Origin of the sequence: Dokdonella sp., from assembly GCF_041395345.1 — a bacterium.
Lineage (GTDB): Bacteria > Pseudomonadota > Gammaproteobacteria > Xanthomonadales > Rhodanobacteraceae > Dokdonella.
Map to the genome: position 1 here is coordinate 14,368 of NZ_JAWLAR010000009.1, position 13,830 is coordinate 28,197.

Genomic DNA, 13,830 nt, shown 5'->3' on the forward strand with positions numbered 1-13,830 from the left:
AGCGATGCGCAGCATCGCGATGGGCGTGCAATTGCCCCTCGCCCCGCCTGCTAGCCGGGCTATTCGTTGTGCCAAAGTTCATGACTGTCAACCAGCACGAGCAGGCGTGCGCGCTCCGCTTCGACTCGAGCAGAAGCCTCGGCCAATGCAATCTGCCGTTGCATGCGTTCGGCGAGCAGCCATTCGACCAGGGGAAGCTCGCCGAGCTCCCGGCCGCGACGGATACGTCGAGTGGCTTCTGTGCTGGCAAGAAGGGCTCGCTGCTGTGCGAGCCACCCATCTCGTTGTTGAATGGCTTGGCGAACCGTTTGTTCTGCTTCTCGCTGTATATCACGGCGCATGACCAGGGAATCGCTATGCAAGGCACTCGCGTCCGCTGCTGCCGCATCTCCCAGCGCCGCTCGGTAGCGCCCGCCAATCGGAATGCTGAAAACAAGCCCGAGCGCTCGTTCGGTGCCATCGTTGTCGCTCAGGTAGCGCAAGCCGATTGTCGGATCAGGCCGGCGGTCAGCGCGAACGCGGGCAGCAATGGCATCGGCCCTGGCCGCATCGCTTTCAACCGCGCCTATCTCGTGGCTGCGCTGAACGATGCGCGCAGTCCATTCTTCGGGAGTCATAGGCAGCTCGCCCGGCTCTTCGATCGAAGGCACTCGCAGTGGCAATGGCAGGCTCGGAAAGTCATTGGCAAGCGCGGCATGTGCGGTCGCCAGTTTTCCCTGAGCGGCGACATCGGCAGCCTGTGCCTGAGCCAGATCCACATCGAGAAGATCAAGGTCCATCGGTGCGGCATCACCCATCTGCACACGTCGGGCAAGAGCTCTTCTCTCCTCGCTCAATGATTCGGTATGAGCAGCAGCGGCCCGGGCCATTTCATCGGCAAGCAGCCAGTCCATCCAGCGTTCCAGGAGATTGCGCGCGGCTTGATGGCGAGTGTCGTCCAGGCGCAGTTCCGCCGCCGTCATGCCGTGCTCGCCGATCTTTCGGTCCAGTGCCGCCTTTCCCGGCCAGCGGAACTTGCGTCCGACGAGCGCCTCGAACTCGTTGTATGTGTTGTCGCCACCGACCCCATTCGCGCGCCGCAATTGCGGAATGGCAGTCACTTCGAACTCATGCGAACCCACCGCCTGGGCGCGCGCCTGGGCGCCGGCTGAATCGAAGCGCCCCATAGCCGCCTGCACTGCAGGCTGGGCATTGATCGCAGTGGCCACAAGCGCCGGCTCTGGCAACCAGACCTGCGCATGAACTTGCACCACAGCCAATTGCAACAACAAGGAAACGCAGACGATCTTTTTCATCACAGACTTCCCCTGTCGAGCACGGCTTCGGTCCACCAACGCAATTCGTGAGACCCCGTGTGCTCGCGCAGCAAGTGCAGTACGTCGTCTTTTGCTTCTGCCGGAATCACAAGCCACAAGAGGCGCTTCTCCACGCGTCCGCGCACGCGCTCGGCGTCGGAGGCCCGGGCGAAGCTGTTCGCATGCCCCTCGGCACGCAGGAGTGTGTAGCCAGGCATACGCGGGTCTGCGCTCAAGGTTTCGGTTATCAACGTCTCCAACTGCGGTGGAAACAGCAGATTCATGCGAATCCAGTTGTTCATGTCGATTTGCTCCCGTTGCTTGCGGCGGGCGGCGGCAGCCCATGCCGGCGATAGGCCAGCGGAAGCAGCAGCAAGGTCAGTGCCGTGGCACTGACCAGTCCTCCGATCACGACGATGGCCAGCGGCCGTTGTATTTCCGAGCCCGGCCCCGTAGCCAACAGCAGGGGCACCAGACCGATAGCCGTGATGCTCGCTGTCATCAGCACCGGACGCACGCGCCGCCAGGCGCCCTCGCGAACGACCGTCGTGATATCGAGTCCCTGCTCGTGCAGCTGGTTGAAGCAGGTGACCAACACCAATCCGTTGAGTACGGCGATGCCGAGCAATGCGATGAATCCGACGGACGCCGGTACCGAAAGGTATTGCCCCGATAGCCAGAGTGCGACGATGCCGCCAACCAGTGCAAACGGGATATTCAGCAGGATCAGCAAAGCCTGGCGCACCGATCCGAACGTCATGAACAGAACAAGGAAAATCAGGACCAGAGCCGCTGGGACGACCAGCGCGAGACGCGCGGCCGCGCGCTGCTGGTTCTCGAATTGCCCGCCCCAACTCAGATGGTAGCCGGCAGGCAATTGGACGCTCTGTGCCACCGCGGCCTTCGCTTCCTCGACGAAACCCACGAGGTCACGGCCATCGACATTGGCCTGGACCAGCGCGTAGCGGGAACCCTGTTCACGACCCACCTTCGCGGGTCCACTACCGGGAACAATGCGGGCAATGCTCGACAGCGGCACTTCGCCTCCATCGGGCAGGCTGATGCTCATGCGCGAGAAGCGCGCCTTGGACAGGCGGATCTCATCGCCTCCACGGACAAGGATCGGGGTACGCCGATCCGGCTCGATGACCAGACCGGCACTGATACCCTCCAACTGCGCGCGCAGTTCATCCTGCACATCGGCGACGGCAAGACCCTGCCTGCCTGCAGCCATCGCATCGATCTCAACCTTCAGATAGTCGACCCCCTCGACCGTCTGGGTCAGCACGTCCTGAGCACCCGTCGTTTCTCGCAGCACGCTGGCAATGCGCTGGGCGAGATCGCCGAGCTCGCCGAGATCTGCACCGAAAATCTTGATGGCCAGATCTCCGCGGCTGCCGGTCAGCATCTCCGAGACGCGCATCTCGATTGGCTGCGTGAATCCGTACTCGATACCGGGGAATTCGTCGAGTATCTGGCGAAGTTCGCCGACCAGCCATTCCTTGTCGCGCTCACGCCATTCATCCTTCGGCTTGAGCTCAAGGAACATGTCGGTTTCATTGAGGCTCATCGGATCCAGTCCGAGCTCATCGGAACCGACACGGGAGATGATGTGTCGGACTTCTGGAATGCCGGCCATGATCGCCTTCTCCACGGCCAAGTCGAGTTCCACCGAGCGTTCAAGCGAAATTGATGGTGACTTCACCAACTGAATCAGCACATCGCCTTCATCCATGGTCGGCATGAAGCTCTTGCCGGTACCAAGATAGCCAATGGCGCCTAGCACCAGTGCCAGCACTCCCGCGACATACGCGTATAAGGGCTTTGCCAGTACCTTCTCGAGCAGGGGTCGATAGAAGCCGTCGACCTTGCGCATCAGCCAAGGCTCGTCATGCGCCCCTTCCTTCATCAAGTAGGACGCCAGAATTGGCACGAATGTCAGCGACGCCAGCAGCGATGCGGCGAGCGCAAACACGATGGTCAGCGCTACCGGCGCAAACAGCTTGCCCTCAAGTCCCTGCAGGGTCAGCAGCGGCAGAAAAGTGAGCGCGATAATGAGCATGCCAGCGGCCACCGGCGTGGCGACCTCGCGAGTCGCTGCATAGATGCGATGCAGGCGCGGAAGATGGGCGCTGGATGCCTGCGGATCGAGCCGGGTGACGGTGTTCTCGACCACGACCACGGCCGCATCGACAATCAGGCCGATGGCGATCGCCAGGCCACCGAGGCTCATCAGGTTTGCGCTTTGTCCTGTCAGCCGCATCAACAGAAACGTGGACAGGGCCGCAAAAGGAAGGATGAGTGCAACGACGATCGCCGCCCGCAGATTGCCAAGAAACAGAAGAAGCAGGATGACCACCAGCACGGTGGCCTCGACCAGCGCGTTCTTGACTGTACCGACCGCGCGTTCAATCAGGGTACTGCGGTTGTAGAATGGGCGGATGCTTACCCCGGCCGGAAGAGCAGCCTGCATCTGCATCAGCCGTGACTCTACGCTCGCGACCAGTTGCGAGGCATCGGCACCGCGCAGCGCCACGACGATGCCCTCGACCGCCTCAGCCTCGCCGTCGCGTGTAACTGCACCATAGCGGGTCAGTGCCTCTATGCGGATGTCGGCGATGTCACGGACGCGCAGCGGTGGCATGCCGGACTTGATCACCACGTTGCCGATATCGTTGGCCGTCTGCAATGCGCCCTCGGCGCGCACGATCAACGCCGACTCGCCGGCTTGCAGGCGACCGGCACCATCGTTGCGGTTGTTGCGCACAAGCGCATCGACGACGTCGCCAAGGTGCAAGTCATTGGTGGTCAGCCGACCGCGGTCGGGTATCACCACGAAGCTCCTGGCTTCACCGCCAAGCACGTTCACGTCAGCTACGCCGGGAATGGTTCGCAACGCCGGACGCAGGGTCCAGTCGAGCAGGCTGCGACGTTCCTGCAAACTCAGAGCGTCACCTTCGACGGTGAACATGTAGACATCGGAAAGGGGCGTGGAAATCGGCGCCAGACCGCCCGTGACGTCACCCGGCAATGAGGCGGAGACATTGGCAAAGCGCTCGGCAACCTGCTGGCGCGCCCAGTAGATATCAGTGCCTTCATTGAAATCCAGGGTGATGTCGGCGATCGCGTACTTGGCCGTCGAACGCAGCATGGCGGCGTTCGGCACACCGAGCAGTTCCATCTCCAGCGGCGTGATCACGCGCGCCTCGACTTCTTCCGGTGTCATCCCCGGCGCCTTCAGGATCATCTTTACCTGTGTGGGCGAAATGTCGGGAAAGGCATCGATGGGCAGGCGCATGAACGCCATCGCACCTGCTACCGAAATTGCCAGGGCGACCAGCAGCACCAGCAGGCGCTGGCGCAGCGAAAATTCGATCAGGCGCTCGAGCATGGTCGCGCTACTCCTGTACCGGTGCCAGCGTTTTCAGGACACTGGCGCCGCGTGCTACAACGCGCATGCCCGCAGTCAGGCCAGCACCGCGCACGACGGCACTGTCGAGGTCGCCACCCAGATGGTCGACGACGATGCCGCGGAACCCGTTGTCTTCTTCCACGTAGAGGACTTCGCGCGGTCCATGTGACAGGAGTGCACTGACTGGCACAATCAGCGCCTCGGGCGGCGCCGGCAATAGCAGCGACGCTTCGATCTGCTGTCCCACGACCAGGGCGCCCGGTGCAGCGGTGCGTGCGCGCACGCGCAAGCTCTGGGTGGTGCTTTCGATATCCGCGCCGATGGCGACTACCTGGCCCATCGCACCATTCGGCAGAACAATCGACAGTCCGGTGCGCAGTTCGGCGCGCAAGTTGACCGGCACGCTGAAGACGATGTCCAGTTCGTCCGTCGCGGCAATGACAAAGGCCGGCGCCATGGCCTGCAGGGCTTCACCGGGAGCGACAAGGCGACGCAAGACCTGGCCAGCCCGTGGCGCCAGAACCTCATACTCGCCGGGAAGTCCATCGGCGGCCATTCGCAGTTGCGAGAGCATCTCCTGCGCTTCGGCAAGGCTGGCCCTGGCCGCTCTTGCGCGCGCCACGCTGTCGTTCCTGCGTGACGCGGAGATGATGCCTTCCTGCGCCAGCGTGGTATCGCGATTTGCCTTCTCGACAGCCGCCGTCGTTTCCGCGCGGGCGCGGGCGAGATCACCGCGTGCTTCAATCAGATCGCGACTGCGCAAGCGCAGCATGGGCTGCGCCTCGCTGACCTGCTCGCCTTCATCCACCAGTATGCGCGTCACCACGCCGCTGTAGGGCACGGTGACCTGAGTGCTCGAAGCGAGTGGTGCCAATACTTCCGCGGGCAGGCCGGTTACCGGCACGCTTTCGGCTGCGACTGCGTCGATAAGCTCGATGCCGAGCGCATCGCGCTGGGTGACACTGAGCTGTATGTGGGCTTGCGCATCAGCCTCCGGCAACTTGCTCTCGTGCGCGGATTCAACAGAGCCCGAGCCCCGCAACAACCAGGCGGCCAGAGTGAGTAGCGCCACCAGCGCCGCCAGGGCAATCCAGTGGATGGGTCTGAGGCGTGCTGGCGACATCATGCGCATACCGTTCAAGGGGAATGCCGCCATGCTGCCGGCGCCAGCTTTGGCCCGGCTTAAGTCAAACACTCGCTCTTGCGCTATAGGGCGGCAAATGGCCCCAAGCGGGCGACCACGGCATCACCCTCGAGAGCGAACTCGAGGGTCAGGCCCAGCGCGTCGGCCATCGCCATTGCCAGTGCCAGGCCGAGTCCGGCGTGGCTGGCATCGGCGTCCTCACCATGCCCGCGCCAGTAGCGTTCACCAAAGTGCACGACATCGCCGGCATTCAATTCGTGCGCCCGGTTGCGCACGCACAGGGTGTATGAGCCAGCGGTCGTATCGATCGATATTCGCACCCGTTCCTCGGCGTCACCATACTCATGCGCGTTGTGCAGCAGATTGGTGAGGATACGCTCGAGCATGCCTACATCACTGTGGATCCAGACCGGGGCCGGCAGTTCGAGCGCAAAACGCTGTGCGCCGTCAAAGCCTTCCGCCTGTCCAAGACTGCTGACCTGCTGGCGCAGCAACGCAGCCAGATCGAGAGGGTCGGGCGCCGGCGCGAGCTGTCCGGACTCGTAGCGTGCGAGCGCCAGCAGGGCCTGAATACCGCGTTCCATGCGGGCATTGGCGGCCAGTGCGGCCTCTAATCCGGAGCGCAGCGCCGGCGCGTCGCCAACGGCCAGGGCGTGTTCTGCGCTGGTCCGGATTTCGGCTATTGGCGTGCGCATTTCATGGGCAATATTGCGCGAGAAGCGGCGCTCGCGCTCGGCCGAATGCATGAGCCGCTGCAATGAATTGCGCACAGCAGTGGCATATGGAATCAGTTCTCGAGGCAAGTGTCCGGTTTGTGCGAGAACATCGTCATCGGAACGCAATCGGCTTAGACGCTCACCTTCCATGCGCATGCCATCGAAGGCCTTGCGCAACAGCCAGAGGCAGATCAGTACAGTGAACCCTATGGCGAGCAGGATGCCGCCGAGCAGAACGCCATGCACCGTACGCTCGGTTCGGTCCCAGCTCTCTCGCTCGGTAGCCAGCACAAGTCGCCAGTCGCCCATCGGCTCCCGGCCCTGCTGCAATCGCAAGACGATTGCGCGACCGTCATGACCGTCCGGCAACGGGGTGTCGTAGAATTGTGAAGAGGTGCTCGCGGCGGGCAGGGAAAGCGCACCCGAGCCGCTGTTGACCGAGGCCAGTCGCAGCTGGTTGTCGCTATCGAACAGGGCGAAGAATTCGGCATGTCCAGCAAGATCGTAGGCTGGCAGGAGCTTGCGCAATTCCTCCGGATCATGCTCGACGATCTGCGCGGAAAATGCTTCCGCGCGCGCAGCCAGAAACTGATCCAGGCGGTCGTAGAGATTCCGGTCCACTAGAACATCGAGAACGAAAAAGAGTCCCCCGAACAGCATGCCGATCGCCAGGGTCAGCTGCCACGCCAATTGACCCTGCAAGGACCAGTCGCTCATTTCAGCCTTGGCCGACTGCCACTCAGTCGAGGACATAACCGAATCCTCGCCGGGTTTCGATCAGATCCGCTTGGCCATGCGCGGCCAGCTTTGCGCGCAGTGTACTGATGATCACTTCTACCACCTTGTCTGAAGATTCGCTGGCACTATCGTAGAGTCGCTCGTAGATCTGCTGACGCGACAACACGCGTCCGCGCTCGCGTATCAGCAATTCGAGCAACCCGTATTCCTTCGGCGTCAGCAGGAGGTCGTGGCCATCCCAGCGGGCGCGTCGTGCATGCAGATCGATACTGAGATCGCCGTGGCGCAGTTCGGCGTCGCCAGATTCCTGAGGTCTGCGTGCCAGGGCGCGCAATCGGGCGAGCAATTCGTTCAGGGCAAAAGGCTTGACGATGTAGTCGTCGGCGCCTGCATCGAGCGCGGCCACCCGGTCGCCGACCTGGTCGCGCGCCGAAAGCATCAGCACCCGCGCCCGCCCGCCCTTGCGTCGCAGCTCACGCAACACATCGATACCCTCGCGTCGCGGCAACATCCAGTCAAGCACGACCAGATCATAGTTGTTGCTGCAGAGAAACGCGGCCGCAGATACGCCATCGGCGGCATGATCACAGCTGTAACCCTCACGCGTCAGGCTGCCCATCAGCGCATCGGCAAGGGTGGGAGAATCCTCCACAATCAATAAACGCAAGGCATCACCTCCTTGATCGCGTTTTGCGCGAAGCGTTGCCAGACCCGCTGTCCCGCTGCGCATCCGCAGCACTCTTTCGCCGCAGCATGCAGCAGAAACCTGTTCCCATGCTTAAGTCATTGCGCAATTGCCTATGCTGGCACCTGCTGCAAGCACTTGGTGACTCGATCGGGAGCTGCTCCGGCACGGGGGAAGCCGCAGCCAACCAGCTCCGGCTGCACACAATTCGCATGTTGCGACGCATTGCAAGCCGGGTCGATCCGGATTCCGGCATCACGACGCAGTCCGCAGCTCCAGCCTGAATCACCTACATTGCTTTCGGAGTCGCGCACTCTTGGACCAGGTTGCGCCAAGCGCGAACTGGTCATCCTTGCCGAAGAATCCACCGCCCCTCTCGACAGCGCGCACACCATGGCGGTAATAGGTATCCTCAACAACATGACCCGCAAGTACGGGACCGCGATCATCGTTGTTGCCCTTGACCCGGTAATCATCCCCCGGTTTGTGCGCAAACACCATATCCGCGACAAAGTCACGCACGAGGAGACTGGCGAAGACCGGTCAGAACCAGGCACCGCACTACCCACCACCCTACAGGAGAATCACCCATGTCCAGCGTCGGCTATCACGAACCTTTTGAATCACTCTCGAACGAAACCCGCGACATGCACCGCGCCATCGTTTCGCTGATGGAAGAACTGGAGGCCGTGGACTGGTACAACCAGCGTTGCGATGCCTGCAGCGACGAAACGCTGAAGAAGATCCTTGCGCACAATCGCGATGAGGAAAAGGAACATGCCGCGATGCTGCTCGAATGGATCCGGCGCAGGGATCCCAAGTTCTCCAGCGAGATGAAGGACTACCTGTTCACCGAGAAGTCCCTCAGCCACGACTGAGGCGACGCCGAAAAGCATCATGAGATCGACAGATCGGATACGCTGTTCCGACACCCGAACCGGGACCGAGCCGCCATGATCGACCCTGCCGAACTCGAAGCGATGCAACAGGCAATCATGCGCGGGGCGGCCTATCGTCTGCCCCAGGATGATGCCGAATTTCTCAACAGCGACGATCTGCGCCCACTGCGTCTGCAGCTTGAGTTGCTCAAGCCCGAGCACGACCTGCGTGAGCAGGGCATTGCCTCGACGGTCGTGGTATTCGGCAGTGCACGTATAGCCTCCGAGGCAGACGCCAGAGCCGAGCTGGAAGCTGCGCAAGCTTCTGCACAAGGCCCTGCCGGTAACGGCCCGGATGCGGCGGCCCGGATTGCAACCGCCAGGCGCCGCTTGTCCCAATCGGTCTACTACGAAGAAGCGCGGCGTTTCAGCCACCTTGTCTCGACTCGTTTCCAGCAGGCAGGCCGTCGCGACTTCGTGGTTGTCACCGGCGGCGGGCCAGGCATCATGGAGGCAGCCAATCGCGGCGCCTACGAGGCCGGCGCGCGTTCGATCGGCCTGAACATCATCCTGCCGCACGAGCAGCGGCCGAACCCCTACATCAGCCCCGAGCTGGCATTCCGCTTCCACTATTTCGCGCTGCGCAAGATGCATTTCCTGATGCGCGCACGCGGACTGGTCGCATTTCCCGGCGGCTTCGGCACGCTTGATGAATTGCTCGACGTGTTGACCCTGGTGCAGACAGGCAAGATGCCGCGCATACCGATCGTCCTGGTCGGTCGCGAATTCTGGCAGCGCGTGATCGACTTCGACTACCTCGTCGAGGAAGGTTTCATCAGCAAGGCTGACCTTGACCTGTTCACACGCGTCGACCGTGCCGAGGAAATTGTCGCCGTGCTCGCCGACTTCCATGGCGCTGCGCCAGCCTCTGATGCCGATAGCGTGGATAACGCCCCTTGAGTGTCCTCTGGAGGGCGGCCGGATGCGCGTAGCTGATTTCAGTCGATCTTGATCGGCTCGTGCATGCCGGGTAGCTGACAGGAGAAGCCCCGCTCGGTCAGCACATCATGCAGGCGGCCCATGCCGCGATCGACCTCGCCGTGCACGAGAAACACCTTGCGTCGGGGCGCATCGCCCAGCCAATCGATCAGGCTCGGCTGACCGGCGTGTGCCGAGAAACCGTTAATGGTCCATACCTGGGCCCGTACCGGAACATCGCTGTTGAACAGACGCACGCTTTCGGCGCCGTCGACAATACGGCGTGCCGGGGTGCCTTCGGCAGCATAGCCGACGAAGACGATGCTGCAGCGCTCGCGCCACAGATTGTGCTTCAGGTGGTGGCGTACGCGACCGCCGTTGCACATGCCCGAACCGGCGAGGATCACCGCTCCGCTCTGGATGGTGTTGATCGCCATCGACTCGCTGGTCTCGCGAGTGAAGTGAAGCCCGGGCATGTCGAACGGATCGCCGTGTTCGAGCTCCCCGACGAAATCGAGATCGAAGCATTCCGGATGCCGGCGGAAGATTTCCGTGGCGGAGATGGCCATCGGCGAATCGAGGAAGATGCGCAGGTGCCCGGGCACGGCACCGGTGCGGATGCCGATGTGCAGGTAGTAGAGGATTTCCTGCGTGCGCTCGAGGGCGAATGTCGGGATGATGACATTGCCGTGGCGTCCCGTCGTTTCGCGAATCGCCTGATAGAGCTCCTCGACCGAGTCGGGAACCGAACGATGCGGTCGGTCGCCGTAGGTGCTCTCCATGATCACGTAGTCCGCTGCGGGAGCGGGCATCGGGTCGCGCACGATGGGCCGGTTCGGATTGCCCAGATCGCCGGAAAAGACGAGGCGCCGCTGCAGGCTTCCGTCATCGACTTCGATCAGGATCGATGCCGAACCAAGAATATGTCCGGCATCGAGGAATCGGGCAGTGATGCCCGGGGCGACCTGGATGGTTTCGCCATAGACCACGTCATCGGCGAACAGATCCATCACCTGGCGGGCATCCTGCACCGTGTACAGGGGCGGCTCGACGGCTTCGCCATTTCGCTGCCTGCCCTGTGCGCGACGCGCGTCTTCTTCCTGCAGGCCTGCGGCATCCAGAAGGACCACATGCGCCAACTCGCGGGTTGCCGCGGTTGCCAGGATTCGCCCGCGAAAACCGCGCTTCACCAGCAACGGAAGGCGTCCGCAATGATCCAGATGCGCGTGGGTCAGCAATACGGCATCGATGGATGCGGGGTCGAATCCGAAGTCTTCGCGGTTGGCCTGCTCGGCCGTGCGGCTGCCCTGGATCAATCCGCAATCGATCAGTACGCGTTGCTCATTGCACTCCAGAAGATGACAGGATCCGGTGACTTGCTTGGCGGCACCGTGGCAACTGTAGATGATCATCGGATTTCCATGACGGTAGCAGGACCTTTGCGTCGGCTTGCAATGCGCCCTATCCAGCGCATGCTCTCCAACCATGCGACGGTCAGGCCCAGCATGGCAAGCACGAAGCCGAGCGTCGCTGCGGTCGGAACACTCAACTGCATGATCCTCGACAAAAACGGAACGGCGATAGCGAGAACGAGCACGCCAACCATGCCGAAGAACATGCGCGGCAACCAGCGATTCCCCGGGCGCTGGCGGGCAAGCAGCGCAGTCGATGGCTGGCGATTCGCGAGGATCAGCAAAAACAGTCCGGTCACCAGGGCAATGAAGACGCCGGTGCGGGCCTGGGTGGCGAGCATGCCGATGTGCAGCATCGCTCCGAACCCGACCAGAATCAGCACGGCGAAACCCATGCCCTGCAAGATTGCCGGGCCTATATGGCGCAGTGCAAACGGCGAATCATCAAGCTTGCGCGGTGGGCGCGTCATCGTGTCGGCGGCTTCGGGTTCGGCTTCGAACACGATCGAGCAGGCCGGGTCGATCAGCAGTTCAAGCAGTACGATGTGCACGGGCATCAGCAAGGCCGGCCAGTGCAGCAGGGTTGGCACCAGGGCCAGGGCGATGATCGGCACGTGCACAGCGAACACGAAGCGGGTCGCCTTGGTGATGTTGTCGTAGATGCGCCGACCCTGTCGGATCGCGGCTACGATGCTGGCGAAGCTGTCATCGAGCAGGACCAGCGCAGCTGCTTCACGGGCGACGTCGGTGCCACGCTCGCCCATGGCGATGCCCACGTCGGCGGCTTTCAGCGCCGGCGCATCATTGACGCCATCGCCGGTCATGGCGACCACATCGCCGTTCTTGCGCAACAATTCGACAAGGCGCAGTTTCTGAATCGGCTGCAAGCGTGCGCAGAGATCGACGTGACGCAGGCGGTCACTCAGCGCCGCATCGTCCAGGGCTTCGATCTCGGTGCCGGTAATCACCTCGGGGCGTTCGCTCAAGCCGACCTGGCGCGCAATGGCCCGCGCCGTGGCCGGATGGTCGCCGGTCAGCATGAGGATGCGAATGCCGGCGCCTCGGCATTCGGCGATGGCTGCCGCCGCATCGGCCCTTGGCGGGTCGATGAAGCCGAGCAGGCCGAGAAACTGGTAGGAGAAGTCGTGCTGGTTGCGTGGGGGCGTGTCGCCTTTCCAGCGACCGCGGGCGACCCCGAGTACGCGCAGTCCGCGCTTGGCCATCGCCTCGACGCGATCGAGAATGGCCCGGGCGTTGTCGCTGTCGAGATGGCACAGGTCGATCACCGCCTCGGGCGCGCCCTTGGTCGCGAGCAGATGCTGATCGGGCGCATCGGCGCGAAACACGCGCGTCATGGCGAGGATCTGCGGCGACAACGCGTACTCGAATTCGGGCGACCATTCGGCATGCACGTGCTCGGTTCCTTGCAGCCAGCGCAGCCCGAATGCCTGAATGGCTTTCTCCATCGGGTCGAAGGGATCGAGCGGCGTCGCCAGCATGGCGAACTCGACCAGTTCGTGAAACGACTCGGGCAGGTCGCTCGCACCGGCATCGCGAAAGCTCGCGCCCTCCACGTCAAGTTCCGCAATCTGCATGCGGTTCTGGGTCAGTGTGCCAGTCTTGTCGACCGCCAACACCGAAATGGCGCCGAGCGCCTCGACCGCCGGCACGCGGCGCGTCAGCACCTTGCGCTGCGAGATGCGCCAGGCGCCGAGGGCCAGGAATACCGTGAGAATGACCGGAATTTCCTCGGGCAGGATCGCCATGGTCAGCGCGATTCCCGAGAGGAAGCTCTCGAGCAGGCCGTGGTCGTCCCACAGCCAGTTCAGCAATACGTAGACCGCCGCAATCGCCAGGCCAGCCAGGCTCAGATTGAGTATCAAACCTCGCGATGCCTTTTGCAGACCGGAATCCGGCTCGCGGGTTGCGGCAAGGGCTTCGCCGATCTTTCCGACCGCCGTTGACGCGCCGGAAGCGATGACTTCCGCCACGCCGACACCCCGTGTCACCAGCGTGCTGGCAAACAACGCACCGGTCTTTTCCCCCGGAAGCTTGGCAACGGGTACCGCCTCGCCGGTCAACAGGGATTCGTTGGCATCGAGTTGTCCGTCGCGCAGGACAGCATCCGCGGCAACGCGATCACCCTCGTGCAGCACGAGCAGGTCGCCAACGACCACTTCGCGGCCGGGGATGCGGATTTCCTCGCCATCGCGCAGCACCAGCGCTCGCGGTGCGGAAAGATCCCGCAGGGACTCGAGGGCGCGCTGGGTCTTGCGTTCCTGTGCCAGGGTGATGCCAATGACCAGGAAGACAGCAGAGAGCAGGAACATGGCCTCTGCACGATCACCCAGGGCGAGATAAATGCTGCCGGCGACGAGCAACATCAGGAACATCGGTTCGATCAGCACGCCGATGACGATCGCCAGCAGGGACCGCGGCGTCGAACCCGGTAGCAGGTTCGGGCCATCGCGCTGCAGACGTGCCTGCGCTTCCGCAGCGCTGAGACCCTGCAGGTTGACGTTGCGTGGCGGCCGCGTCGGGGTCATGGGCCCCTTGTGCCGGTCTGGTGTGA

General features: G+C 62.8%; 11 protein-coding genes. 2 read left to right on the forward strand and 9 right to left on the reverse strand.

From position 1 onward, the window contains the following. Positions 1-59: 59 nt before the first annotated feature. The 7 genes from R3F00_RS09490 to R3F00_RS09520 form a co-directional block, all read right to left on the reverse strand. The gene (locus R3F00_RS09490; protein WP_371281542.1) at positions 60-1,295 is read right to left on the reverse strand and encodes a TolC family protein; all 1,236 of its coding nucleotides are present in this window, start codon (positions 1,293-1,295) and stop codon (positions 60-62) included. Next, entirely contained in the window at positions 1,295-1,597 is a 303-nt protein-coding gene (locus tag R3F00_RS09495; protein WP_371281543.1) for a DUF3240 family protein, read from the reverse strand. The genes R3F00_RS09490 and R3F00_RS09495 overlap by 1 nt, the downstream gene beginning before the upstream one ends. Then, entirely contained in the window at positions 1,594-4,686 is a 3,093-nt protein-coding gene (locus tag R3F00_RS09500) for an efflux RND transporter permease subunit (RefSeq protein ID WP_371281544.1), read from the reverse strand. Before R3F00_RS09500 ends, R3F00_RS09495 begins: the two co-directional genes overlap by 4 nt. 7 nt (positions 4,687-4,693) lie before the next feature. Next, positions 4,694-5,863, reverse strand: coding sequence for an efflux RND transporter periplasmic adaptor subunit (locus R3F00_RS09505; RefSeq protein ID WP_371281545.1), 1,170 nt, complete (start codon positions 5,861-5,863; stop codon positions 4,694-4,696). Positions 5,864-5,913: 50 nt separating this feature from the next. After that, a complete protein-coding gene (locus R3F00_RS09510; protein ID WP_371281546.1) occupies positions 5,914-7,320 on the reverse strand; it encodes a sensor histidine kinase in 1,407 nt (468 codons plus the stop codon). Further along, on the reverse strand, positions 7,307-7,972 hold the full coding sequence (locus R3F00_RS09515; RefSeq protein WP_371281547.1) for a response regulator transcription factor: 666 nt from the start codon (positions 7,970-7,972) through the stop codon (positions 7,307-7,309). Before R3F00_RS09515 ends, R3F00_RS09510 begins: the two co-directional genes overlap by 14 nt. 303 nt (positions 7,973-8,275) lie before the next feature. Then, positions 8,276-8,512, reverse strand: coding sequence for a hypothetical protein (locus R3F00_RS09520; RefSeq protein ID WP_371281548.1), 237 nt, complete (start codon positions 8,510-8,512; stop codon positions 8,276-8,278). Positions 8,513-8,580: 68 nt separating this feature from the next. Here R3F00_RS09520 and R3F00_RS09525 point away from each other — a divergent pair, with 68 nt between their 5' ends. Both R3F00_RS09525 and R3F00_RS09530 read left to right on the forward strand, forming a co-directional pair. Beyond that, the gene (locus R3F00_RS09525; RefSeq protein WP_371281549.1) at positions 8,581-8,868 is read left to right on the forward strand and encodes an encapsulin-associated ferritin-like protein; all 288 of its coding nucleotides are present in this window, start codon (positions 8,581-8,583) and stop codon (positions 8,866-8,868) included. Between the two features lie 78 nt (positions 8,869-8,946). Next, positions 8,947-9,828, forward strand: coding sequence for a TIGR00730 family Rossman fold protein (locus tag R3F00_RS09530; RefSeq protein ID WP_371281669.1), 882 nt, complete (start codon positions 8,947-8,949; stop codon positions 9,826-9,828). A gap of 38 nt (positions 9,829-9,866) precedes the next feature. On the opposite strand, the gene R3F00_RS09535 is transcribed toward R3F00_RS09530, so the two are convergent. After that, entirely contained in the window at positions 9,867-11,258 is a 1,392-nt protein-coding gene (locus R3F00_RS09535; RefSeq protein ID WP_371281551.1) for an MBL fold metallo-hydrolase, read from the reverse strand. Further along, on the reverse strand, positions 11,255-13,804 hold the full coding sequence (locus R3F00_RS09540) for a cation-translocating P-type ATPase (protein WP_371281552.1): 2,550 nt from the start codon (positions 13,802-13,804) through the stop codon (positions 11,255-11,257). The genes R3F00_RS09535 and R3F00_RS09540 overlap by 4 nt, the downstream gene beginning before the upstream one ends. Between the last annotated feature and the right edge of the window lie 26 nt (positions 13,805-13,830).

Excerpts from the sequence above, each read along its gene's own strand:
- R3F00_RS09490 (WP_371281542.1), bottom strand. The coding sequence starts at position 1,295 with ATGAAAAAGATCGTCTGCGTTTCCTTGTTGTTGCAATTGGCTGTGGTG.
- R3F00_RS09495 (WP_371281543.1), bottom strand. The coding sequence starts at position 1,597 with ATGAACAACTGGATTCGCATGAATCTGCTGTTTCCACCGCAGTTGGAG.
- R3F00_RS09500 (WP_371281544.1), bottom strand. The coding sequence starts at position 4,686 with ATGCTCGAGCGCCTGATCGAATTTTCGCTGCGCCAGCGCCTGCTGGTG.
- R3F00_RS09505 (WP_371281545.1), bottom strand. The coding sequence starts at position 5,863 with ATGGCGGCATTCCCCTTGAACGGTATGCGCATGATGTCGCCAGCACGC.
- R3F00_RS09510 (WP_371281546.1), bottom strand. The coding sequence starts at position 7,320 with ATGTCCTCGACTGAGTGGCAGTCGGCCAAGGCTGAAATGAGCGACTGG.
- R3F00_RS09525 (WP_371281549.1), top strand. The coding sequence starts at position 8,581 with ATGTCCAGCGTCGGCTATCACGAACCTTTTGAATCACTCTCGAACGAA.
- R3F00_RS09535 (WP_371281551.1), bottom strand. The coding sequence starts at position 11,258 with ATGATCATCTACAGTTGCCACGGTGCCGCCAAGCAAGTCACCGGATCC.
- R3F00_RS09540 (WP_371281552.1), bottom strand. The coding sequence starts at position 13,804 with ATGACCCCGACGCGGCCGCCACGCAACGTCAACCTGCAGGGTCTCAGC.